We start from the raw sequence: 23,325 nt of genomic DNA, 5'->3' as shown, positions 1-23,325 counted from the left end.
CATGGATACCTGGAAACCTGTGGCGATGGTGTCGGACATTTCGCCCGACACCGGCACCCTGCGCGTGATGCATGAAGGCGAAGGCGTCTGCCTCTACAACCTGCAAGGCGACATCTGCGCCACGCAGGACCGCTGTCCGCATGGCAACGCCAGCCTGGCCGACGGCTATCTGGAAGACGGCACCATCGAGTGTCCGCTGCATCAGGGCGTCTTCGACATCCGTACCGGCAAGCCGCAATGCCCGCCGGTCACGACGGACCTGCGCCGCTACGAGGTGCGGGTGGAGTCGGGCACCGTCTACCTGAAGGCGGAAGGCGCATGAACTCGGGCGCCATCGTGGTGGTCGGCGCCGGCCAGGCGGGCGGATGGGCCGCGGCGACCTTGCGCGAACGCGGCTACGAAGGCCGCATCGTGCTGCTGGGCGATGAGCCCCACGCGCCTTATGAACGCCCGCCCTTGAGCAAGGCGGTGCTGGGCGGCCAGGCCGTGCCCGAAAGCACCGAGCTGTTTTCGGCCGAGCGGCTGGCGGCGTTGCGCATCGAGTTTCGGCCGGGCGTGGCGGCGGCGCGGCTGCGCGTGGCCGATAGGCAGGTGGATACCTCGGACGGCGGCAGCATCGCCTATGACAAGCTGATCCTGTGCATGGGCGGCAGGCCGGTCGTGCCTGCGCTGCCCGGCGTGGATGGCCCCGGCGTGCACGTGCTGCGCACCCGCGGCGACGCGCTGCGCCTGCGCGCCAGCCTCGGCCCGGGCCGCCGCCTGGTGGTGGTCGGGGGCGGCTGGATCGGGCTGGAGGTAGCGGCGACGGCGCGTCAGTCCGGCAGCGCCGTGACCGTGCTGGAGCAGGGACCGCGACTGTGCGCCCGCAGCGTGCAGCCTGCGGTGTCGGCGCACCTGGCCGCGCTGCATGCCGCCCATGGCGTGGACCTGCGCCTGGACACTTGCCTGCGCGCGGTGCTGGCGCAGACGGACGGCCGCCCGGTGGCGGAACTGGCCGACGGCACGCGTCTGGACGCGGACGCCATCGTGCTGGGCGTGGGCCTGCGGGCCAATGACGAACTGGCGCGTGAAGCCGGCCTGGCCTGCGAGCGTGGCGTGTTGGTCGACGCGTACTGCAGGACCTCGGCGGCGGACGTCTATGCGGCGGGCGACGTCGCGGTGCTGACGGCCGAGGACGGCCATGCGCGCATGGAGTCGTGGCAGAACGCGCAGGACCAAGGCACGGCCGCCGCGCTGTCGGCCCTGGGCCTGGGCGAACCTTATGCGCCGACCGGCGCCGTCTGGTCGGAACAATACGACGCCATGGTGCAGATCGTCGGATTCCCGGGCCTGGCCTGCAGCGAAGTGCTGCGGCCGCAGGTTGGGGAGCGCGCCTTGCTGTCGGTGGCGCTGGACGCCAGCGGCCGCGCCGTGGCCGGCGTATCGGTGGATGCAGCCCGCGATTTCCGCCAGCTGCGCAAATGGATCGCGCAGCGCGCGACCCTGGACCCGGCGTTGCTCGGGCGGCCCGAAGTGCCGCTTGCCAGCGCCCAGATCGGATGAGGATCGCAATGGAAAACCCGATTTTGCCCATGCTGGCCAAGACGGCCTGCGAATCCGTGGTGCTGGAATTCTTCCATGCCCTGGACACGCGGCGGCACGAGGCCGCAGCCGCGCTCATGGCCGAGGACGGCGTCTGGCAACGGCAGGGACGCCGGCTTGCCGGCCGCCAGGAAATCCTGCAAGCCCTGAATGCCCGCGCGCCCGAGCGCAGCACCTGCCACGTCATTACCAATCTGCGACTGGTCGAGCTGGCTGGCGCGCGCGCCACCGTCGGCTACTTCCTGACCGCCTACGAAAGCGTGCCGCACGAGCAGGGCGGCGCGCCGCGCCTGGTCGCCATCCGCGAGTGCCAGGACGTGCTGGTGGAGACGGACGGCGGCTGGCGGCTGGCGGACAAAAGCAGCCGCCGCCATCTTCCGCCGGAATGACGGCCTGACATCACGGAGATCCCGCACATTCCGAATTCTTGTTCCTCACGCGTCCGGACCATTCAAAAAGCAATGGGCGCGTACCGTAAATACCCCAGGAGACAAACCATGAAACCCTCAAGAATCTTGCATTGCATGTTGGCGGCCGCCTGTGCGGCCGTCGTGTCCGGCGCCCAGGCGCAACAGGCCGACTGGCCGACCCATCCGATCACGCTGGTGGTGCCGTTCGCGGCCGGCGGCGGCGGCGACACCCTGGCGCGCCTGGTTGCGGAGCCGCTGTCGCGCGAGCTCGGGCAGTCCATCATCGTCGAGAACCGCCCCGGCGCGGGCGGCAATATCGGCACTTCGATCGCCGCGCGCGCCAAGCCCGACGGCTATACGCTGTCCTACGGCACCAATGGCACGCAGGCCACCAATCACTGGCTGTACAAGTCGCCGGGCTATGCGCCGTCGGACTTCGAACCGATCTCGCGTTTCACGGTCATTGCGGCGGCGCTGGTGGTCAATGCCACCGACGAGCGCTTTAAGACCCTGGCGCAGCTGCTGGCCTACGCCCGGGCCAATCCGGGTGAGCTGACCTGCGGTTCCGCCGGCAACGGCACGTCCTCGCATCTGGCCTGTGAGCTGCTGAACCAGATGGCCGGCACCAAGGTCATGCACATTCCCTACAAGGGCGGCGGCGCGGCCATGACCGATCTGCTGGGCGGGCGGATTTCGTTCATGATCGACGTCATGCCCAACGTGTCGGGGCAGATTGCGGCGGGCAAGCTGCGGGCGCTGGGCGTGACGACGCCGGACCGCGTGGCATCCAATCCGGACATTCCCACGATCAGCGAAGCCGGCGTCAAGGGCTATGAGTTCTTCGCCTGGGACGGCCTGTACGCGCCCAAGGGCACGCCGGCGGCCGTGCTGGACAAGCTGAACGCGGCGGTCAACCGCGCGCTGCAGCAGCCCGAGGTGCGCAAGATGCTGGAGTCGCGTGGTGCGATTCCTTCGCCCACGTCGCGCCAGGCGCTGGCGGAGTTCGGTGCGGAAGAGTATGCGCGGCTGGGGAAGGTCGTGAAGGTGGCGGGCGCGTCGATCGATTGAGCGGCTGACGCCTGAACCAACCAAGCCGGCGGCGGGTGCCGCCGGCTTGCCTTTGTGCGCAAGGAAACTACCAAGCCATGCGCAAGCGCCCCAACGCGGGCAGTGCGCCCACCGTGGCCGCCAGGCCGCCAGGCGGCTGTTCTTCATGGCGGGCCACGCGCCCATCTGGATCGAGAAAGTCGCTCAGCACGTCGTCGCGCAATCGGATGAAGCGCGGATCGCTGCGGTTGCGCGGATGCGGCAGATCCACGTCGACGATGCGGCGGATGCGTCCCGGGCGCGGCTGCATCACCACCACGCGGTCGCCCAGGAACACGGCTTCCTCCACGTCGTGCGTGACCAGCACCATGGTGATCTGCTCCTGCTGCCAGATGCGCTGCAACTCGTTCTGCAGCCGCGACCGCGTCAACGCGTCCAGCGCGCCCAGCGGCTCGTCCAGCAGCAGCACGCGCGGGCGGTTGACCAGGCCGCGCGCGATCGCCACGCGCTGCGCCATGCCGCCCGAGATCTGGTGCGGGTAGGATTTCTCGAACCCCTGCAGGCCGACCAGTGCGATGTGCTCGGCCACCAGCTCGCGCTTTTCTGCCTTCGACAGCGGTGCGTTGCGCAGCGCCGCCGCGATGTTGCGTTCCACGTTCAGCCACGGAAACAGCCGGTGGTCCTGGAATACGATGCCGCGGTCCAGGCCCGCGCCGCGCACTGGGTTGCCGTCCAGCAGGATCTGGCCGGCGTAGTCGCCATCCAGCCCCAGGATCAGGCGCAGCAGCGTGGACTTGCCGCAGCCGCTGGCGCCCACGATGCTGACGAAATGCCCGGCGGGCACGTCCAGGTTGATGTCCTGCAGGACTTGCAGCGCCTCTGCGCCGTCGCCCGGGCCGGCATAGCGCTTGCCCACGCCGCGGATGTTCAATTCCTTGCCGAAGATGCTCGTCATTCCTTTCCTACTCCATCAGGCGGCGCCGTAGCGGTGCCGCGCCAGCCTGCGCTCCAGCGCGCGGGCCAAGGCATTCATGGACCAGCCCACCAGGCCGATCACGAACATGCCGAAGATCACCAGGTCCATCTGGAAGTGTTCGCTGCCTTCGATCAAGGTGTTGCCGATGCCGTGGCCGGCCACCAGCAGGTACTCCGCGCCTATCGTCGCCAGCCAGGAGTAGATCAGCGCCAGGTACACGCCGGTGAAGATCGAAGGCGCGGCCGCTGGCAGGACCACGTGCAGCAGCGTCTGCCAGCGGGAATAGCCGTACACGCGGGCCACTTCCAGCAACGCCGTGGGGGTGCTGCGTATGCCATCGCAGGTATTGACGACCACGGGTACCAGGGCGGCCAGCGACAGGAACGTCACCTTGGCCACGTCGCCCAGGCCGAACCAGACCGAGATCAGGGGGATCCAGGCAAACAGCGAGATCTGCTTGAAAGTGTTGAAGCTGGGACCCACGATGCGGTTGAACAACGGCAGCAGTCCCAGCAGCGCGCCCAGTATCAGGCCGAGCGCGGTGCCTATCGCGAATCCGGTGAATTCGCGCGCCAGGCTCGCGCTCAGCGCGCGCCACAGCCGTCCCGAGGATATCTGGCTGGCCGCCGTCTCCAGCACCTTGCCCGGCGACACCAGCAGCGGAGTGGATACCCAGTCCAGCCGCGCCAGCGCCCACCAGGCCAGGATGGCGGCGGCGGGCAGCACCAGGCCGCGCCAGCGCGCGCGCAACCAGGCGCTGCCGCGTCGGACCACGGGAAGCGTGGAGATGAACGCCGCGGTCATGTTCGGGCTCCGGTGGCCGCCGCGCCCAGGCGCGTAGCGGCTTGGCCGCCGCCCGCGCGGGTTTCGGCCAGGTCCAGCAGCTTGTCGATGGCGTAGCCGATGGCGCCCACCACTATCACCGCCGCCATCACCAGATCCAGCTGGAACAGTTGACGGCCGTAGACGATGAGGTAGCCGAGTCCTTCGCTGGACGCGACCAGCTCCACCACCACCAGCGACAGCCAGGCCTTGGTGAAGCCCAGCCGCAAACCGGTGAAGAGCGTCGGCAGGGCGTGGGGCAATACGACTTCCAGCACCTGCTGGCGGCGCGTGTAGCCATAGACGCGGGCCACTTCCAGCAGGTTGGTCGGGGTCTGCCGGAATCCCTGCAAGGTGTTCAGCGTCACCGGCACCAGCGCGGCCTTGGCGATCAGGATGTACTTCAGTGGTTCGCCTATGCCCACCAGCAGCAGCACGAAGGGCAGCCAGGCCAGGACCGGGATCTGCACCAGCGCATTGAAGGTGGGCAGGATGTAGGCTTCCAGCGGACGCCACAATCCCATCGCGGCGCCCAGCGCCAGGCCCAGCGCGCTGCCGGCCGCGAAGCCCACCAGCACGCGCTGCATGCTGGCTTGCACGTTCAGCCAGAGGTCGCCGCTGCTGTAGAGATCCTGCAAGGTCAGCCAGACGAAGCTGGGCGAGGGCAGCACCTGCGGCGAGATCCAGCCCTGCGATGCGCCCAGCTGCCAAAGCGCGAGCAGGGCCAGCGGCAGCAGCCAGGGCAGCAGGCGGCCGCCGGCGTTGCGCAGCAGGGTGGCAGGCGCCAGGCGCGCGCCGCGCCGCGCGGACGCAAATGGGGCGTTAAGCGTGTTTCCCGACATGGCGGCTCCTTATCGTGCGGCGGCGCTGGCCTGGCGCTCGCCCGCGGCCGGCTGGCCTTGCGCATTGAACGCGGTCCAGCGGGCGGCAAGATTGGCCTTCTGCAAGGCGGCGTCGAGGTAGCGCGGCTCGAACCAGCCGTCCACGCTCACGGGACGGCGGATCAGCTTCAATTTCAGCGCGTCGTCCGCCACGGCCTGGTAGCGCGCGGCGAGGAACTCGTCCAGCAGCGGCGAATTGCGCACGGCCAGCACTTCGCCGTCGAACTCTGCCTGCCAGGACGCGTAAGGCGTGCCGCTGCGCGCCCAGATATTGAAGAGCGCATCGCGGTTCTGCTCATCCGAGGACCATTGCGCCGCACGCACGAACACGTCGACCACGCGCTGCACGGCTTCGGGATTCTCCTTTTCGAAGTCCTCGCGCACCAGCAGCGACGCCTGGCGCGTGAACGAGGGATCCTGGCCCTTGGTCGAATAGATGATGCGCGCCAGGCCTTGGTCGCGCAGCTTGAAGTATTCATAGCCGCCGAAGGCCGCATCCACGCCGTTGGAGACCAGCGCCGCTTGCGCGCTGCCGGTGTCGAGGTTCACGCCCTTGATGTCGCGTTCGGTCAGCTGGCGCGAGGCCAGCACGTTGATGGCGACCAGATGGCCGTTGGTGCCGCGGAAGATCGACACCTTGCGGTCCTTCAGGTCGTCCAGCGATTGCAGCGGGGAGTCCTTGGGCGTGGAGACGTACAGGTTGTTGCGCACGCCGCTGCCCAACAGGATGCGGGTCTTCAACCCGTTGGAGCGGCCCACCACCGACGGCAGGTCGCCCTGGTAGGCGAAATCGATCTGCTTGTTCGAGAGCGCTTCGTTGACCGCGGGGCCTGCGCCCTTGAAGAACAGCCACTGTACTTCGGTGCCGGTGCCCTTGAAGGCTTCCTCCAGCCAGTTGTTGGCGCGCGCCACGCCGCCCGGCGAGCCGCCCCAGGTGATGGGGTCGCCGCCGCCGGCGGTCGCCACGCCGATGCGGACCACGTCGGGCGCGGCCAGGGAGGCGAGGCTGACGGCGCACAAGGCTGCGCCCAGCATCAGGCGTGAAATCAGGCTGCGGGGAGAGAGCAGGGTGCGCATGGTCGTTCCGTATATCGATGATGAAAGACAGGTCCGGGCTGGCAGGCGCCGGCCGCGGGCAGGACTAGGCGCCCGCCGGCATGTGCCGGCGGGCGGGATTGCGGGTACGCGATAAGGTCAGGCCGCGCGCTTTTCGGCGCGCGCCTGCAGCTTCTGTTCGATGCGCGTGCCCTTGAAGAAGTCGGGATGCGCCTGGGTGTAGAAGCGGTATGGGTTGTCGAACACCAGGGCCTTGAAATCCGCCGCGGAGATCACGCCGTCTTCCACCAGGTCCCAGCTTTCGGCCAGCGGCTCGGTCAGGTCCGGCACGTCCCAATGGCCGACGTCGGAGGACCAGATCGCGTTGAGCTTGGTGTTCAGCGGATTGGCGCGGTCGTTGAAGGCCGCCCCTATGGTCCGGTCGTCGGCCTCCGAGCCGAAGTAGAAGCTGTCGACCCAGCGCTTGCGGATGTCCTCTACGTTTTCGATGCCGGCCGCGGCGAAGTCGTCGAGCTCATCGCCCTGGGGGTCGCGGCTGTGGTGCAGCGCCGACAGGCCCAGGCTGTCTCGCAACAGGGTGTCCTTGTTGAGCTCGCGCCCATTGAGCAGGTCCGCGCCGTAGCGTTCGAACAGGTCCGCCAGCAGCTCCACGTCCGCGTTGGCCGGGTTGTATTGTTGCACGGCGTTGCGGTTGCGCTTTTCCCAGCGGTCCACCAGGTGCGCATACACGTGCGCGCCCCAGTCGGCGCCGCCTTCCAGCAAGGCCACGCGCAGGTTCGGAAAGCGCCGCGTCACGCCGCCGAAGAAGAGCGCCTTGGCAAAGGCCTGGGAACCGTCGGCGAAGTGGCCGATATGGTTGAACATGTAATTGCTGATGGAGTGGCGCCCGGTCCAGCCCTGGCTGCCGTAGTGGGTGGCCAGCGGCACGCCCAGCTCCACCGCCTTGGCCCAGAACGGGTCGTAGTCGTACTCGCTGTCCAGGCCGAAGAAATCCACATAGGACGCATGCCGCGCGATCTCCGGGAATTCGGCGGGCGGGTACTTGTCGGCGATGGCCTTGATCGGCCGGCGCACGCCGCCCGGGATGTTGGCCACCTTCAGCCCCAGCGTCTTGACCGCGAATTCGAGCTCCTCGATGGCTTCCTGCGGCGTGTTCAGCGGAATGCCTGCCACGGGCGTCAGGCGGTCGCTGTACTTGCGGTACTGGTCCGCATGGAAGTGGTTGATCGCGCGGTGCAGGGGCTGGCGATACTCGTCGCCCGCGCCCAGCGGCGCCAGCACGTCGTTGGGAAACAGGATGGAGTAGTCCGAGCCTTGTTCTTCCAGGCGCTCGTACAACAGCTCCGGCAGCGTGACGGTCGCCAGGTCCAGGGTGTTGCGCGTGACGCGCGCCCACCAGGGCGAGCGCAGCGTGCGGTTGCGCTGCCGTTCCTCCGGGGTCTGCTGGTACCAGTCCTTGCCCTGGGACTTGGTGGCGAAGCGCGAGCCCTGCGTCTTGCGCAGCACGTCCACCAGCTTGGAACCGCCATAGTGCTGGATGTAGTCCTCCAGCACGGGCGCGTAGTCGTTGACGTGTACGTCGGTATCGATCACGGGATAGTCCAGCTTCGCCTTGATCGCGGCGGATCGGGAAGCCTGGGTACGGTGCAGCCGGTCGTTCATGCGGGTCTCCGAGAGTGAAACGGACGCGGCGCCTTGCGGATTCGGCAAGGCCGGCGCGGACAGGTCACATTACGGGAGTTGGCCGCCTGGCCAAACGACCGATTCGCAATTTCCAACTAAGTGATGTGCTTATGGCATTGGGGGAGATTGTCGGAATTCCGGCATTCCCATATTTGGTGCGGATGGTATCCGCGGCTGCGCCTCTCATGCGACCGGAGGAGGGCTAGTCGGGACGTTTTCGCGTACCGTCGGTCCACGCGGCATTCTGGAACCTGCGTCTCTTTTGGCATTTGGATAGACAGACAACATCTGCTCGGCCTGGCGTGCGCGGCTGCCCATGTCCGAGGAGCTCCGGGAGCGTTTCATGAAGCGTTTCGTCAATGTCGAGGCAGTCAACCTGCGGTCCATTCCCAGCACCGAGAACAACACGCCTGTCGGTAGCCTGACGTTGGGCCAGGAGGTTGACGATCTAGGGGATGCACCCGCGGGCTGGCACCATGTTCGGACGCAAATGGGCGGCTTGACCGTCGAAGGCTATGCAGTCGATGGCCTGGCGGATTCGAAATTCAAGTGGGCCCCCACAGCCAGGCAGCCAACCCTGCGGCCACCCGATAACCGGGCTCGCGAGACGCTCGTGGCAGCGGCGGTGGAACAGTGGCTACGATTCGACAAAGGGCGGGGAAAGGAGACCGTCGAACCCTATAGCAGCTACATCCACGAGATGTGGAAGGCGCTGGGCAAGAATCTGAGCGGAAAGGACACCGGCTATCCCTGGTCCGCCGTCGCTATTTCTCTCATGGTGAGCAATGCGGCCAAGGTCATCCCGGAATTCAAGGCGTTCAAGCGTTCCATCGGTCATGCGGCGTACATGTGGGATGCCATCAAGAAGCGGGCGAGCCAGGACAAGTCCGCGCCGTTTTGGGGCGTACGTATAGCGGAAGAAAAGCCGCAGGTCGGCGACATCATCGGCAGTTGGCGGGACAAGCCCTACACGTTCGATCAATATCTCGCAGCCTCAAAGAATCCGGAAGCTCCCAGCCATTCCGACATCATTGTGGCGGTAGGCACCGAAGTCGCGTTGGCCATAGGCGGCAACGTCAGCCAGTCGGTCTTCGTTACCGGGTATCAGCTGACGGCGGACGGCAATATCGCGAAGAACCAGCGTTTCTTCAAGGAAAAGCTGGTTGGAGAAGCCATCGTCCTGATGAAGAACCGAATCGATTGAGGGGTGCGGTGTTGCGCAAGCAAGCTCAAGCCGCGGGCTGCTTCGCAAAGTCGCCGCGCTCCAGGACGAAGCTGGTCGCCACGCCGAACACCACGCCCCAGAACGGCGCGCCGATGCCCAGCAGCGGCAGGCCGCCCAGCGTCACCAGGAAGGCAACCAGGGCGCCCAGCGTGAAGTGCTGGCGGAACGCGGTGTGGAATGCGCCTTGCAGGATGCGTAGAAGCGCCAGGCCCGCCAGCGTGGCGACAAAGGCCGCGGGCGTGGCCAGCAGCGCCTGCGTGACCAGGGGAGAGAACAGGCCGAACACGATCACCATGACCCCGAGGAAGATCGCGGCCAGCCAATGCCGTGACGCGTTGGCGCCAGAGGCAATGATGGCGTTCGACGGCCCGGCCAGACAGGTGGAGACGCAGCCCAGGCAGGCGGTCAGCGCCGAGAACACGCCGCAGGCATTGGTGATGGCGTTGACCGGCGGGCGGTGCAGCGAGTTGCGCAGCACGGCAATGCCTTGCGCGTTCTGCACGGCGATCACGGTCACGGCAAGCGGCAGCACCAGCTCGAACGCGGCGGCCCACGAGAACACCGGCGCGTAGAACTGCGGGCTTGCCAACGAGGTCGCGAACGTCACATGTTCCAGCGCTGGCGTCCTGCCGGTGAACGCCAGCGTGCACACGCCGGCGATGAGCGCGCCGATGATGGGGGAGAGCCGCTTTTGCACCGCGGGAAACAACGAGACCGCGAAGAAGGTCGCGGTCATGGCGCCTGCCAGCCAGGGATCGGAGGCGAACGATCGGATCCAGTCCAGCGCGAAGCTGAGAAAGACGCCCGCGACCATGCCCATGACGATGGGCATGGGGATGCGGTCCATGATGGCGCCGACCCAGCCCGTCAGCCCCAGCACCAGCATCAGCGCGGCGGTCAGCAGGTAGGCGCCGATGACCTCGGCGAAGGGCAGATGCTGCAGGGCGCTTGCGACCAGCACCGCGCCCGGGATGGTCCAGAGAAAGGCCAATGGTTGCCGGTAAATGGCCGACATCACGATGGTGAGGATGCCGTTGAGCACAAAGGCCGCGAAGATCCAGGAGGCGAGGGTGGCCTGGCTGAGACCCCCTTTCACGCCGGCGCTCAGGATGATGGCTACCGGCGCCGAGGCGGAAAACAGGAAAGCGACGAAAGCGTTCGTCAGCTCAGTCGCCGGGAACGAGGACGGGGCGGCTGGGATCGTTTCTGGGTGGGCCATGGACTTATCTCATTAATGAGTGAAGCATTTTGCCGAGCACCGAAACAATACAGGAAATATCGCGCTATGAAGCTCGGGGCCGCCGGGCCGGGGCGCCCTGCGCCTTGCCGTCGGGCGCGGGATGCCGGTAGTCCACGCCGCGCAGAACGAAGTCGACGACCGTTTCGGCGTAGCTTGCGCAGTTTTTCTGCAGCAATTCCATTTTGTCGTTCGGGGTGTACAGGAAATGGTTCAGCAGCGCGCCGGCGACCAGGTCGAGTATCAGGGCCGGAGACACGTCTTTGGGAATTTCCCGCCGTTCCATCGCTTGCAGGATCATCTTCCGCCCGTGGTCGCGGCTGCTCCGTTCCCAGTCTGCCAGCGATTTTCCCAACACTTCAGGAAAGAGCTTTGCCTCGATGCGCAAGCGGGTGACGATGAGTCCGTAACCCTGGGCGTAGAACCGCAAGATTCCGACCGCCAGGGCGACCAGGTCGCCACGCAGGGATCCGGTATTGCCGAAATCCGGAAGCGGGGGGGATAGGTCTTTCAAGGTGTCCGCGATCAAGGCTTCCTTGCTCGGCCAGCGCTTGTATATGGCGGCCTTGCCGACCTTCGCCGCGCGTGCAACGCCATCGATGGTCAGCCCGGCCCAGCCCAGCTCTTTATATAGAACACGCGTAGCGGCAAAGACCCGGGGTTCGAGTGTCGGATCTACGGGGCGGCCGCGGATGGGTGTAGGCGAATTCAGGATGCTGTCCTCGGATGCGGAGCGGATGGCGAGCACGGCTCCCCATAAAGCAAAACGGAGCATGCCGTCAAAGCGCATGCTCCTGCGTGGGGACTCACGGCGTGGATGCCAGACATACCTCCGCGAGCAGGAATCAGTGACGGCTGGCAGACAGTACCAGGCTGGTCGATGCCGCAAAAAACAGCCCCACGCCTTGCACGAAGCTGAGCTGCGCATTTTCAACTTGAGCGTCGGCGCAGCCCCGCAGTTGCCGTACTGCTTCTTGAATGGCGAACATGCCGTACATGCCCGTGTGAGTGTAGCAGAGGCCTCCTCCATTGGTATTCATGGGCAATTGGCCGGACGGCAGCGTATTGCCATCGGCAATGAACGCGCCGGACTCGCCCTTGCGCACGAATCCCAAGTCTTCGAGCATGTATAGCGGCAGGTGCGCAAATGCGTCATAGCACATCAGGTGATCCACGTCGCCATGGCTGATTCCGCTGGTTTCGAAAGCTTCCTTGGCCGACCGGCGGAAAGACTGGAACGAACTTACGTCTTCCATTTGCGAAACCAGCCGCGATTCGGCCGATTCGCCCGAACCCAGCAGATAGACTGCGCGGCTTGCCGAAGGCAGGTCCGCGGCGCGCTCGGCGCTGGTCAGGACCAGGGCGCCGCCGCCATCGGTGACGACGCAGCACATGTCGCGCGTGAACGGGTAGGCGATGGCGGGCGCGGCGAGCACCTCATCGGCCGTGACGATGTCCCGGCGCATGGCGCGGGCGTTGCGGCTTGCCCATTTCCGTTGCGCAACCACGACTTCCGCCAGATCCCGCGTTCCCATGCCCCGGTCATGCAGGAAGCGCAACGCGGGTACGGTAAAGGTGGAGTAAGGCGCCACGGCGCCGTAGGGCGCTTCGAATTGCCCGTCCGCAGCCGCTGCGTTGATGTTCCAGGCGGGAGCTCCGACCCTGGAGCGGCCGGACTCGCCATGCGTGATGAGGACGACGTTCGCCGCTCCCGACGCAATGGCTGCGGCTGCATGCCGCACGTGGGAAAGGAAACTGCATCCGCCGACCATGGTGCCGTCGATCCATCTGGGGGTGATCCCCAGATAGTGCGAGACCTCCATGGGCAGCAGGCCCGCAGTTGCGATGCCGTCGACATCCGAGGGGGACAGGCCCGCGTCGCGGAGCGCATTTCTTGCCGCTTCGGCATGGAGCGCGATCACCGATTTGGAGGGCAGGACGCCGATCTCATCGGTTTCGGCCGCGCCCACAATGGCTACGTTTCCGCCATGCATGTTCATGTTGCTCATTGGCTGGTTACCTCGGGCTGAAAACAGGAAGCGAAATGTCATCGCGCTGGACGAAGTCCACGACCAGATCCATGTCCAATGCCAGGTTTTCCGGCTGGGGCGCGACGCCCACGATATTGGTCATCATGCGCGGACCTTCGGCCAGTTCGACCAGCGCGATGATGGGCGAAGCGCCTTCATTGCCCGGGATGGGGCGGTGATTGATGACATAGGAGATCAGTTTTGCCTTGCCGGAAACCTGCTTCCAGCGGACCTGCCCGGAAAGGCAATGCCGGCAAAAGATTCCGGGATAGAAAAAGAACTTGCCGCAGTCGTCGCAATGCTGGATTTCGAGGCGGCCTTGTTTCGCGGCGTTCCAGTATGGAAGGGTTTCGGGCGTGGGTATGGGCTTCATGTGTGTCGCTTCGGTGTGATTGACGATGGTGTTGCTTCGACTTGCTGTTTAGCTCCGCAATTTCTGTGCTACGATGAATTTCAGACGAAAATGGTCTGAAAATAATAGTGCTGGTGCGTGAGCAAGTCAACGGTTCTGCCGGCGAGCGGCTGGTGGCCTGGGCAGGCGGTACGCGCCAGAACGGAATTTCTTTTCCACGGAGATGCGCAATGGCTGAGCCAGCTGACATCGGGACGATCCTGTCCCGCGGAACCGCGACGGTAGAAAGGGGGCGGTTGAAGTTCTTTTCAAAGGCGATCGGGGAGCACGATCCGATCTACTCCGATGAGTCCGCGGCGCTTGCCGCCGGGTACCGCGGCATTCCAGTGCCGCCGACTTTCCTGTTCTGCCTCAACAGCGAAGTCGCGAGCGCCAGCAACACCCTGGCGATCCTGAAGCTGGACCTGGCGCGCATTCTGCACGCCGAGCAGGCGTTCACCTATCAAAAAATGGTCTATGCGGGCGATGTCCTGCAGTTTGAAACCAAGGTGGCCGATGTGTACGACAAGAAGGACGGCCTGCTGCATTTCGTCGTCATGGAAACCGCCGTAAGCGACGCCGACGGAGCAGCGGTGGCCCAACTTCGCAGCACGCTCGTCGAGCGCAGAAACGGATAAGGAGCATGCACGTGCAAAGACTTGAATTTTCGGCCGTCTCCATTGGCGATGAGATTGCGCTGACCGATATTCCGGCCATCACCCGAACCACCTTGGCGCTGTACTGCGGCGCGTCCGGCGACCACAACCCGATCCATGTGGACATCGATTTCGCCAGGAAAGCAAAAATGCAGGACGTATTTGCGCACGGCATGCTTTCGGCGGCATATCTGGGAAGACTGCTGACAAAGCTGGCGCCGCAGGAAGACATACGCAGCATGTCGGTGAGATTCACCGGCATTACCAACGTTGGCGACCAGCCAAAATGTATAGGTCGGGTGATCGAAAAGTCCGAGGACAATGGAGAGAAACTGGTCAGGCTAAGCCTGGGCTGCCAGGATCAGAATGGCGCGCAGAAGCTGATAGGCGAGGCCGTAGTCGCCGCCCTCTGATCCGGGCGCGGGCTGGCGATGGTCTGCGCGCTTGCGGCAGGCCGACCTGTCCTACGCCCACGAAAAAAGCGATGGATTTTGCCGCTTGACAGCAGATGATCGCGTCAATAGTATTTACAGACAAAAATCGTCCGTAAAGCCAGGCGGCGGTTTCCAAATAAGAACGAATACCCCACGGAGGAAGACTCATGCATGGCCAAGGACCCGAATCGAAAGGTTTCTACAGCTTCGCTTGCCGGCACCCCGAACGTATTGCGTACATAGATCCCGAAGGCGCGTCGACGACCTTTGGCCAGTTGCTCGACAGGGTCAACGGACTCTCGAACGGACTACGTGCGCGGGGCTTGCGCACCGGCGATGCCGTCGCCGTGCTGCTGAAGAACTGTCAGGCCTATTTCGAGCTGGCTTTGGCTACGGGCCAGCTCGGGCTGTACCTGGTACCGGTCAACTGGCACCTTACCGCCGACGAGGTCGCCTACATCGTGCGCGACAGCGATTCCAAGATACTGATCGCATCGCATGAATTCGCGCAAAACCTGGTGTCGGCCGAATTGCCAGACTTGCGCTTTGCCGTTGGTGCGGTAGCGGCTGGCTGGCAGGAGTACGACGAACTGCTGGGGGATAGCCGCAGCCCCGCAGAGCGCAGCGCAGGCTCATTGATGGGCTATACCTCCGGCACTACCGGCATGCCCAAGGGGGTGAAGCGCAAACTTGCGGGCAAGAGCCCCGAGGAAGTCCTTGCGTATCAACCCGACATGCTGGCACTGTTTGGCGCCGCTCACGACGCCGGTTGTCATCTGGTGTTTTCGCCCCTGTATCACTCCGCGCCAGCGGCGTGGGCGATCTCGTCCCTGCATCGCGGCCACACGATCGTCTGCCGCAACAAATTCGACGCTGAGCTGGTGTTGCGGGATATCGAGCAGTATCAGGTATCGACCATACATATGGTGCCGACGCATTTTGTCAGATTGTTGCGGCTCGAGGGCCGTGAAAAATACGACATTTCAAGTTTGAAATGCGTAGTGCACGCCGGGGCGCCTTGCCCGATCGACGTCAAGTACAAGATGCTGGATTGGTTCGGGCCAAGGATCTGGGAATACCTTGGTTCGACCGAGGCTGGCATGTACTCGATGGTGGGACCGGAGGACTGGCGCCGAAAGCCGGGAACCGTGGGGAAGTCCGTACCCGGGACGGCACTCAAGATCGTGGATGAGCACGGCCAGGAGCTGCCGGCAGGCGAAGTCGGCGTGATCTATTCGCGCAATGGCTTGACCGACTTTGCCTATCACAAGGACGAAGCAAAGACCCGGGCGACTCATCTCGTCGATGGCTACGCGACTTCCGGCGACATCGGCACCATCGACGAGGATGGCTTCCTGTTCATTCTTGACCGCCGCAATGATCTGATCCTGTCAGGCGGTGTGAACATCTATCCCGCCGAAATCGAAGGCCGCCTGATCAGCCACCAATCGGTAAAGGATGTTGCGGTCATCGGCGTGGACGATCCTGAATGGGGGCAGAGCGTGCTGGCGGTCATACAGCCCGTGGACGCAGGCGGCGACCGCGCGGCCTTGATGCAAGAGCTCGGCGCCTATGCGGCCGCGACGCTGGCTGGCTACAAGTGCCCGCGACGGTATGAATTTCTTGAAGAGCTGCCCCGCACGGAGGCGGGCAAGCTGCAAAGAAATGTTCTTAGAGATCGTTACAACACATCCACAACGGAGAATTGAGCATGGGTATCCTGAAAGGCCGTACCGCGATCATCACGGGAGCAGGACAGGGAATCGGCGCGGCCATTGCCCTCGCCTTTGCGCGAGAGGGCGCGAATCTGGTCATCAACGATCTGGGAACCGGACCGGACGGCACTGGCGGCGACAATGGCCCGGTGCATCGCGTCGCCGAACAGATCAACGATCTCAAGGGCAGCGCGGTGGCTGACGCGGGCGACATCGCCGACGTTGCGACGGGGCGGCGGCTGGTCGAGACGGCAGTGGCGAAATTCGGGAAACTCGATATCGTCGTCAATGTCGCGGGCATACTTCGCGACCGGATGATCTTCAATATGAGCGAGGCCGATTGGGACGCTGTCATCCGCGTGCATTTGAAGGGGCATTTCAGCACCGTTCAACCGGCGGCGGCCTATTTCCGCCAGCAGCGTAACCCGGAAGGGAACTACCGCATCATCAACTTCACTTCGGCTTCGGGCCTGCAGGGGTCGCCCGGGCAGGCGAACTATGCCGCGGCCAAGATGGGCGTGGTGGGGCTGACGTATTCCTTGGCGCAAGGACTTGCGCGCTACGGCGTTACGGCCAACGCCATCGCTCCGCTGGCGGCAACGCGACTGACCGGCACGATTCCCAGCGACAAGAAGGGGGGCGATATGGACAGTGCCAGAAAGGTAGCGCTCATGCCGGAGAACATTGCGCCGATCGCGTTGTATCTCGCCAGCGAACGTTCGGGTTGGCTCAACGGGCGCACACTGTCCGCCGGCGGTTTCGATGTCGGGCTGTACAGCAATCCCGAAGAGATACGTCAGATCAGCTCTGCCGCTCCGTGGCAGTTTGATCAATTGTCTTCCATGCTGGAGAAGACGTTCAAGCAGGTCGCCGACGGTCTGCCGCCGAGCGTGTTCGCGATGCCGCCTGTCAACGCGGCGGCCAGCTAGATGAGCTAAGGCGGGCTTCGGCCGGAGCGGTTTGCAACGGACGCGGTTTCTTCGAAACTGCGTTCGACCGTAAGGGCTGAAACCGTGCACGCAACCTGCTACGGCGCCGCCCCTGGGCCTACGCTATCCCATTTCGGGAGGCGGAAATCACGGGCCGAATTTTCTGCATGGCGTTTGTGGCGGGCGCGGGGCTGGTTCAGATATCTGCTCAAGTCCCGGCCGCCGGCGTCCAGTGGGTGCTGGCAGGAATCTGCCTGTTTGCGTTCGTTCTTCGCCCGCGCATGCGCCGCGGCGTTGCGCGCCCGCTTGCGGCGCTGGCATTGGGGGCGTGCGCGGGCCTCCTCAATGCCGCCCTGCAGGCGCAACTCCGGCTGGACGACGCGCTGTCGGACGAGCACCAGGACGCCGTGTCGCGCCTGGCGCTGCGCGTGGCCAGCCTGCCCACTGGCGACGAGCGCAGCCAGCGCTTTCTGGCCGAACTCGACGAACCCGCGCCGCCCGGCATTCCCTCACGCATCCAGGTCGCCTGGCAGGCGCCGCCCGGCCCGCAGGCGCTGCTTCCCGAAATCAAGCCCGGCCAAGTCTGGCGCATGGCGCTGGTGTTGCGGCGTCCGCACGGCTTGTTGAATCCAGCCGGACCGGATGCGGAAGGGCGCCTGTTCGCGCAAGGGATACGGGCGGTGGCTACGGTCCGCGGGCAGCCCAGGCTGCTGGCGGACCGGCCCTGGGCGACGCCAGGCATCGCCATTGAGCGGGCGCGCCACAGCGTGCGGGAGGGCTTGCGCGCGGCCTTGGGAGAGCATCGCTACGCGCCGGTGATGATCGCCTTGGCCATTGGCGACCAGGCCGGCGTGGCGCGCGAGGACTGGCTGCTGTTCAACCGCAGCGGCATTACCCATCTGGTGTCGATCAGCGGCATGCATGTGACGTCGATCGCGGGCATCGCCGGGTTGCTGGTGGCGGCGCTGTGGCGGCGAGGACGGTGGCGCGGCGCGGGGCTGGCCGAGCATGTGCCTGCGCGGGTGGCGGGCGGGGCCGCGGCCGCGCTGGTCGCGCTGCTGTATTGCCTGCTGGCCGGCTGGGGCGTGCCGGCGCGCCGCACGTTCTTCATGCTGTCGGTGGTGCTGGCGGCCGCGGTGTCGCGTTTGCCGCTGTCGGGCGGCCGGGTGCTGGCGTGCGCGGCTGCGGCGGTCGTGGCGCTGGATCCGTGGGCGCCGGTGTCGGCGGGATTCTGGTTGTCGTTCGGCGCGGTGGCGGTGCTACTGCGCATCGCAGACGCGCCGATTGACCGCGAAGCCGGCTGGCGCCGGCGCTGCACGGCCAGGCTGGCGCAGGCGGCGCGCCTGCAGCTGATGGTGACCGTGGGCCTGACCCCCTTGCTGGCTTACCTGGTGCACCAGCTATCGCTGGGATCGCCGCTGGCCAATGCGGTGGCGATCCCCGTCGTGACCTTCATCGTGACGCCGCTGGCCTTGCTGTGCGCGGCCTTATCGGTTTTACCGGGCGCGCAGGGGCTGGCCGAGTTGGCCGGACGATGGGGTCTGCAGGCGTTTGACCTGACCATGGCGCCGGTGTCCTGGGTGGGCAACGCGTCGTGGGCCAGCATGCCGGTTGCGGCTGCGCCATGGCCATGGCTGCTGTTGGCCGTGGCGGGCATGGCGTGGGCGCTACAGGTGCGCGGGTGGCCGGGCAGGCATCTGGGGTGGCTCTGCATGCTGCCGTTGCTGTTTTGGCGGCCCGACCGGCTCGAGCCGGGATATTGGCGCATGAGCGCGATGGATGTGGGGCAGGGCAGCGCCATCCTGGTTGAGACGGCCAGCCAGGCCTTGCTGTTCGACGCGGGGCCGCGTCATTACGGCGGCAGCGACGCGGGCGAGCGCGTCGTCGCGCCGTTCCTGCTGGCGCGGGGCATCCGGCAGCTGGACGTGCTGGTCCTGTCGCATGCCGATCTGGACCACGTGGGCGGATTGCGCGCGGTGCTGGCGGCGGTTCCGGCTGGGCGCAGCTACACATCGTTCGATCTGGCTGCGTTCCTGCGACGCGATATCCGGATGTGGCCGCAAGCCGGCAGCGCCGCGCCGCCATTGCCCGCCGACATGGGGCGTTGCCAGCGCGGCATGAGTTGGGAGGCGGACGGCGTGGCGTTCACCTTCCTGAATCCCGCCGATGGCGGTGGCAAGAAGGGAGAGGGCCGCAATGCCGATAGCTGCGTGCTGCTGGTGCAAGGTACATCGCATGCGCTGCTGCTGACGGGCGACGTGGGCGTGGCTCAGGAAAATGCGCTGGCCCAGGCATTGCCCCAGGTCGACGTGGTGATGGCGCCGCATCACGGTTCGGCATCGTCCTCGGGCCGGGATCTGGTGGACGCGTCCGCCGCCGGCCATGCGATCGCGCAGGCAGGGCATCTGAACCGCTTCCGCCATCCGGCCCGGGCGGTGGAGTTGCGGTGGACGCGCGCCGGCGCGGCGTTCTGGCGCAGCGACCGCGACGGCGCGGTGATGGCGACTTCAGGCGCCGGGGGGCTGGAGGTATGGGCAGAGCGTGAGCGCGGGCGGCGGTACTGGCATGGGCGCTGAGGCCGCCCGCGGCGTTCAATTGGCGCCGAGCAGGTTCGCGCTCTTGACCAGCGACGATACGCGTTGCGAGTCGCGCTTGAGCAGATCGGAGAATGCGATGGGGCCGCGTTCCTGCGTGGTAGGCGCTTGCGCCGCCAATTGTTCCAGACGAGTCTTGAACTCGGGGGTGTCTATCGCTTGCGATAGGGCGGCGGCCAGTTTTTCGACCACAGGCTGCGGCGTGCCAGCCGGCGCCACCAGGCCATTCCAGATAGCCAGATCGAACTCAGGCAGCCCGCCCTCGGCAAAGGTGGGGATGTCCGGACTTTGCGTCAGGCGCGCAGTTCCGGTCACTGCAATGGCTTTGACGCGCTTGTCCTGATGCAGCGGCAGCATGGTCACGGTCTGGTCGATGACCCCGTCGATCATGCCGCTCATCAAGTCGGTCAGCGCGGGACCCGTGCCGCGATAGGGAATGAGTTCGCCGCGTGCGTCGGCGAAGTGCAGAAACATGGCCTCGGCCAGGTGCGCCGTGCTGCCCGGCCCGCTTGAGCCCAGGTTGAGCTTGACGGCGTTCGCGTCGCGGATGCGCTTGAGCATGGCGGGCAGATCCTGGATGCCGCTCTTGTTGCTGACCGACAGCACCATGGGCACGGTCGCGACGATGCCGATGGGCGCCAATTCCTTTTGCGGATCGTAGTTGGCCTTGGGATGCAGATGCGGCAGGATCGCCAGCGACATGTTGTTGAAGGCCAGGGTGTAGCCGTCCGGTGCGCTCTTCTGCAGCTTCTGCATGCCGATGAGGCCGCCGGCCCCGCCGGAGTTTTCGACGACCACCGTCTGGCCCAGTTGCTTGGACAGCGACGTGGCCACCAGGCGGCCCAGCGTGTCGCTGGTGCCGCCGGGCGCGAAGGGCACGATGACCGTGATGGCGCGGCTGGGATAGTCCTGGGCGGCGGCGGGAGCGGCAAAGGCTGCCGCGGTCAGGGCGGCGCACAGGAAGGGGGTGATGCGTAGCATGGGGTGTCTCCTCGTATTCTCTTTTCTAGGTGGGGATCGGCCTGGCCGTCAGCGCGACAACGCGCGGCAGACGGCGTCGGTCATGTCGGTGCAGCTTGCCGTGCCGCCCAGGTCGCGTGGCACGTGGTCGCCTTTGGCGAGCACCTGTTCGACCGCGCGCTCGATGCGTTGCGCGGATTCGGAGAGCGCGGCATCGGCATGCTTGTCGCCCAGCCAGCGCAGCATGAGCGCGCCCGACAGGATGGTGGCCAGCGGACTGGCGGCGTTTTGGCCGGCAATGTCGGGCGCGGATCCGTGCGCGCCCTGGAAGAGCCCATGGGTGTCGCCCAGTTCTGCGGAGGCCGACAGGCCCATGCCGCCTATCGTGGCGGCGCCCAGGTCGGAGATGATGTCGCCGAACATGTTTTCCGCCACGATCACGTCATAGAAATCCGGCCGCTTGAGCATGTGCACCGTGATGGCGTCGGCATAGGCGTAATCGATTTCGACGTCGGGATAGCTGGCGGCCACGTCATCGCAGACCGCGCGAAAGAAGGCGTAGGTGCGCAGGATGTTGGCCTTGTCGCATACCGTGACGCGGCGCTTGCCGTCACGCGGTGCGCCGTTGCGCTGGCGTGCCAGCTCAAAGGAAAAGCGGGCGACGCGTTCGATGCCCTTGCGGGTGACGACGATGGTGTCGGTCGCCACTTCGTCGCGCAGCACGATGCCGCCGCCGCGGCTGGCGTACAGGCCTTCGGTGTTTTCGCGCACGATGACGTAGTCGATCTGTCCGGGCTTGAAATGCTTGAGCGGCGAATCGACGCCCTGGTATAGGCGGATCGGGCGCACGTTGGCGTACAGGTCCAGCCGGAAGCGCAGGCGCAGATGCAGGTCGTTTCCGACTTCGGTGCCGTCGGGATAGGTCACGCCCGGCATGCCCGCCGCGCCGTGCAGGATGGCGTCGGCCGCCTTGCAGGCTGCGTAGGTGTCGTCGGGCAAAACCTGGCCCGACCTGACGTAGTGATCGGCGCCGCCGTCGTAGCTGCTGAATGAGAGCAGGTCGGCGCCGCAGGCTTCCTTCAGTACGGTGATTGCCGATTGGCAGACCTCCGGACCGATGCCATCGCCGTCGATGGTCGCAATTTCATACTTAGCCATGTGTGGCTGTCTCCTCGTGAGGGTTTTGCAATCAGAGGGACGGCCGCGTCCGGGACGCGGCCGTCAGGGCTTACCAATTGGTCGATATGTACTTGGCTTCCATGAACTCCAGCAGCCCATGGTGCGCGCCTTCGCGGCCCAGGCCGCTTTGCTTGACGCCGCCGAACGGCGCCGCGGGATCCGATACCAGGCCGCGGTTCAGGGCGATCATGCCGCTTTCGATGCGTTCCGATACGCGCAGTCCACGCGCCAGGTCGCGCGTATAGACGTATGCCACCAGCCCATACTCGGTGGCATTGGCCAAGGCCACGGCTTCGTCCTCGGTATCGAACGCCACGATGGGCGCCACGGGACCGAAGATTTCTTCAGCAAGCAGGTCGGCATCGGCGGGCACATCCACCAGCACGGTGGGCTCGTAGAAGTGACCGGCGCGGTCCAGCCGCTTGCCGCCGGCCTTGATCCGCGCACCCTTGGCGACGGCGTCGGCCACCAGCGATGCCACCTTGTCCACCGCGCCCGCATTGACCAAGGGGCCGCATTGCGTGCCGGGATCGACGCCGTCGCCGGTTTTCAGCGCGGCCATGCGTACGGCGAAGCGGGCGCTGAATTCCTCGACCGCGCCGCGCTGCACGTAGAAGCGATTGGCCGCCGTGCAGGCTTCGCCGCCGTTGCGCATCTTGGCGATCATGGCGCCTTCCACGGCGGCATCGATATCCGCGTCGTCGAAGACCAGGAACGGCGCGTTGCCGCCCAGTTCCATCGAGCAGCTGATGACGGAATCCGCCGCCTTGCGCAGCAGCACGCGGCCCACTTCCGTCGAGCCGGTGAAGGAGAGCTTGCGCACGCGCGGATCGTCCAGCACCGCGTTGGCGAACTTGCCCGCCGAGGAGGTCGTCAGTACGTTGACCACGCCCGCAGGCACGCCGGCCTCTTCCAGCAGGCGCATGACGGCGTAGGCGGTCAAGGGGGTCTCGGTGGCGGGTTTGAGGATGCAGGTGCAACCGGCGGCCAGCGCGGGCGCAATCTTGCGGGTGGCCATGGCCGCGGGGAAGTTCCACGGCGTGACCAGCAATGCGATGCCTATGGGCTGGTATTGCACGATGATGCGGCTGGCGCCGCTGGGCGATACGCTGATATCGCCATTGATGCGCACCGCCTCCTCGGAAAACCAGCGGAAGAACTCGGCGGCGTAGGCGACCTCGCCGCGCGCGTCGGTCAGCGCCTTGCCGTTTTCCTGGGAAATCAGACGTGCCAGATGGTCGGCGTCGCGGATCATCAGTTCATAGCACTTGCGCAGGATTTCGCCGCGCTGGCGCGCGGGCGTGGCTGCCCAGCCGGCGGCGGCGCGCGCCGCTGCGTCCACGGCCGCGGCGGCGTCTTCGAGCGTCGCGTCCGCCACGCTGGCGATCACCTGTTCGGTGGACGGGTCGTACACGTCGATGCGACGGCCCGAGGTGGAGGCGCGCCAGGCGCCGTCGATGTAAAGGTCTGTGGACAGCTTGTTAGCCTCGATGGTCATGCGTCAGCTCCGGATGTGGGT

At 65.8% G+C, this 23,325-nt stretch carries 22 protein-coding genes; 11 read left to right on the top strand and 11 right to left on the bottom strand.

Annotated features, from left to right (window positions below):
* Position 1 precedes the first annotated feature (1 nt).
* The 4 genes from ACZ5YA_RS08365 (at position 2) to ACZ5YA_RS08350 (ending at position 3,059) form a co-directional block, all read left to right on the top strand.
* Positions 2-322 (top strand): non-heme iron oxygenase ferredoxin subunit, encoded by a 321-nt coding sequence (locus tag ACZ5YA_RS08365; RefSeq protein ID WP_251881554.1) that lies wholly within the window; start codon positions 2-4, stop codon positions 320-322.
* Positions 319-1,542 carry an NAD(P)/FAD-dependent oxidoreductase gene (locus ACZ5YA_RS08360; RefSeq protein ID WP_464092367.1) on the top strand — a complete coding sequence of 408 codons (1,224 nt, stop codon included), beginning with the start codon at positions 319-321 and terminating at the stop codon, positions 1,540-1,542. Before ACZ5YA_RS08365 ends, ACZ5YA_RS08360 begins: the two co-directional genes overlap by 4 nt.
* Positions 1,543-1,550: 8 nt before the next feature.
* Entirely contained in the window at positions 1,551-1,970 is a 420-nt protein-coding gene (locus ACZ5YA_RS08355) for a nuclear transport factor 2 family protein (RefSeq protein ID WP_059373460.1), read from the top strand.
* A gap of 108 nt (positions 1,971-2,078) precedes the next feature.
* On the top strand, positions 2,079-3,059 hold the full coding sequence (locus ACZ5YA_RS08350) for a Bug family tripartite tricarboxylate transporter substrate binding protein (RefSeq protein ID WP_223283247.1): 981 nt from the start codon (positions 2,079-2,081) through the stop codon (positions 3,057-3,059).
* A gap of 67 nt (positions 3,060-3,126) precedes the next feature.
* Here ACZ5YA_RS08350 and ACZ5YA_RS08345 read toward each other — a convergent pair whose 3' ends face one another.
* The 5 genes from ACZ5YA_RS08345 to ACZ5YA_RS08325 all read right to left on the bottom strand — a co-directional run bounded on the left by ACZ5YA_RS08345 (position 3,127) and on the right by ACZ5YA_RS08325 (position 8,435).
* Positions 3,127-3,993, bottom strand: coding sequence for an ABC transporter ATP-binding protein (locus ACZ5YA_RS08345; RefSeq protein WP_059373457.1), 867 nt, complete (start codon positions 3,991-3,993; stop codon positions 3,127-3,129).
* Between the two features lie 15 nt (positions 3,994-4,008).
* Positions 4,009-4,818 carry an ABC transporter permease gene (locus ACZ5YA_RS08340; protein WP_251881550.1) on the bottom strand — a complete coding sequence of 270 codons (810 nt, stop codon included), beginning with the start codon at positions 4,816-4,818 and terminating at the stop codon, positions 4,009-4,011.
* Complete coding sequence (locus ACZ5YA_RS08335; RefSeq protein WP_464092366.1) at positions 4,815-5,678, bottom strand: ABC transporter permease; 864 nt, start codon at positions 5,676-5,678, stop codon at positions 4,815-4,817. The genes ACZ5YA_RS08340 and ACZ5YA_RS08335 overlap by 4 nt, the downstream gene beginning before the upstream one ends.
* A gap of 9 nt (positions 5,679-5,687) precedes the next feature.
* A complete protein-coding gene (locus ACZ5YA_RS08330) occupies positions 5,688-6,794 on the bottom strand; it encodes an ABC transporter substrate-binding protein (protein ID WP_118932662.1) in 1,107 nt (368 codons plus the stop codon).
* Positions 6,795-6,911: 117 nt separating this feature from the next.
* Positions 6,912-8,435 carry an amidohydrolase family protein gene (locus tag ACZ5YA_RS08325; protein ID WP_118932661.1) on the bottom strand — a complete coding sequence of 508 codons (1,524 nt, stop codon included), beginning with the start codon at positions 8,433-8,435 and terminating at the stop codon, positions 6,912-6,914.
* A gap of 364 nt (positions 8,436-8,799) precedes the next feature.
* Here ACZ5YA_RS08325 and ACZ5YA_RS08320 point away from each other — a divergent pair, with 364 nt between their 5' ends.
* Positions 8,800-9,660: a DUF2272 domain-containing protein gene (locus ACZ5YA_RS08320; RefSeq protein WP_464092365.1), complete on the top strand. Its 861-nt coding sequence runs from the start codon at positions 8,800-8,802 to the stop codon at positions 9,658-9,660.
* Between the two features lie 25 nt (positions 9,661-9,685).
* On the opposite strand, the gene ACZ5YA_RS08315 is transcribed toward ACZ5YA_RS08320, so the two are convergent.
* From ACZ5YA_RS08315 to ACZ5YA_RS08305, 3 genes are all read right to left on the bottom strand, one after another.
* Positions 9,686-10,900 (bottom strand): benzoate/H(+) symporter BenE family transporter, encoded by a 1,215-nt coding sequence (locus ACZ5YA_RS08315; RefSeq protein ID WP_118932659.1) that lies wholly within the window; start codon positions 10,898-10,900, stop codon positions 9,686-9,688.
* Between the two features lie 64 nt (positions 10,901-10,964).
* A complete protein-coding gene (locus ACZ5YA_RS08310) occupies positions 10,965-11,708 on the bottom strand; it encodes a TetR/AcrR family transcriptional regulator (RefSeq protein WP_251881544.1) in 744 nt (247 codons plus the stop codon).
* Positions 11,709-11,763: 55 nt separating this feature from the next.
* Entirely contained in the window at positions 11,764-12,927 is a 1,164-nt protein-coding gene (locus ACZ5YA_RS08305; protein ID WP_464092364.1) for a thiolase C-terminal domain-containing protein, read from the bottom strand.
* Here ACZ5YA_RS08305 and ACZ5YA_RS08300 point away from each other — a divergent pair.
* The 6 genes from ACZ5YA_RS08300 to ACZ5YA_RS08275 all read left to right on the top strand — a co-directional run bounded on the left by ACZ5YA_RS08300 (position 12,911) and on the right by ACZ5YA_RS08275 (position 19,649).
* The gene (locus ACZ5YA_RS08300; RefSeq protein ID WP_464092363.1) at positions 12,911-13,420 is read left to right on the top strand and encodes a hypothetical protein; all 510 of its coding nucleotides are present in this window, start codon (positions 12,911-12,913) and stop codon (positions 13,418-13,420) included. The genes ACZ5YA_RS08305 and ACZ5YA_RS08300 overlap by 17 nt on opposite strands.
* A 110-nt stretch (positions 13,421-13,530) precedes the next feature.
* A complete protein-coding gene (locus tag ACZ5YA_RS08295) occupies positions 13,531-13,977 on the top strand; it encodes a MaoC family dehydratase N-terminal domain-containing protein (protein ID WP_280015864.1) in 447 nt (148 codons plus the stop codon).
* A gap of 11 nt (positions 13,978-13,988) precedes the next feature.
* Positions 13,989-14,408 carry a MaoC/PaaZ C-terminal domain-containing protein gene (locus ACZ5YA_RS08290; protein WP_251881921.1) on the top strand — a complete coding sequence of 140 codons (420 nt, stop codon included), beginning with the start codon at positions 13,989-13,991 and terminating at the stop codon, positions 14,406-14,408.
* 188 nt (positions 14,409-14,596) lie between these two features.
* Positions 14,597-16,138, top strand: coding sequence for an AMP-binding protein (locus tag ACZ5YA_RS08285; protein ID WP_464092362.1), 1,542 nt, complete (start codon positions 14,597-14,599; stop codon positions 16,136-16,138).
* 2 nt (positions 16,139-16,140) lie between these two features.
* Positions 16,141-17,073, top strand: coding sequence for an SDR family NAD(P)-dependent oxidoreductase (locus ACZ5YA_RS08280; protein ID WP_464092361.1), 933 nt, complete (start codon positions 16,141-16,143; stop codon positions 17,071-17,073).
* 236 nt (positions 17,074-17,309) lie between these two features.
* Complete coding sequence (locus ACZ5YA_RS08275; RefSeq protein WP_464092360.1) at positions 17,310-19,649, top strand: DNA internalization-related competence protein ComEC/Rec2; 2,340 nt, start codon at positions 17,310-17,312, stop codon at positions 19,647-19,649.
* A 15-nt stretch (positions 19,650-19,664) separates the two neighbouring features.
* On the opposite strand, the gene ACZ5YA_RS08270 is transcribed toward ACZ5YA_RS08275, so the two are convergent.
* The 3 genes from ACZ5YA_RS08270 to ACZ5YA_RS08260 form a co-directional block, all read right to left on the bottom strand.
* Complete coding sequence (locus ACZ5YA_RS08270) at positions 19,665-20,648, bottom strand: Bug family tripartite tricarboxylate transporter substrate binding protein (protein ID WP_059373444.1); 984 nt, start codon at positions 20,646-20,648, stop codon at positions 19,665-19,667.
* Positions 20,649-20,696: 48 nt separating this feature from the next.
* Positions 20,697-21,785, bottom strand: coding sequence for an isocitrate/isopropylmalate dehydrogenase family protein (locus ACZ5YA_RS08265; RefSeq protein WP_118932658.1), 1,089 nt, complete (start codon positions 21,783-21,785; stop codon positions 20,697-20,699).
* 70 nt (positions 21,786-21,855) lie between these two features.
* Positions 21,856-23,304: an NAD-dependent succinate-semialdehyde dehydrogenase gene (locus ACZ5YA_RS08260; RefSeq protein WP_059373440.1), complete on the bottom strand. Its 1,449-nt coding sequence runs from the start codon at positions 23,302-23,304 to the stop codon at positions 21,856-21,858.
* Positions 23,305-23,325 lie beyond the last annotated feature (21 nt).

The organism is Achromobacter sp. JCM 18799 (assembly GCF_055395645.1).
The sequence above is the reverse complement of the archived record's forward strand: the minus strand, read 5'-3'. Positions and strand labels throughout refer to the sequence as shown.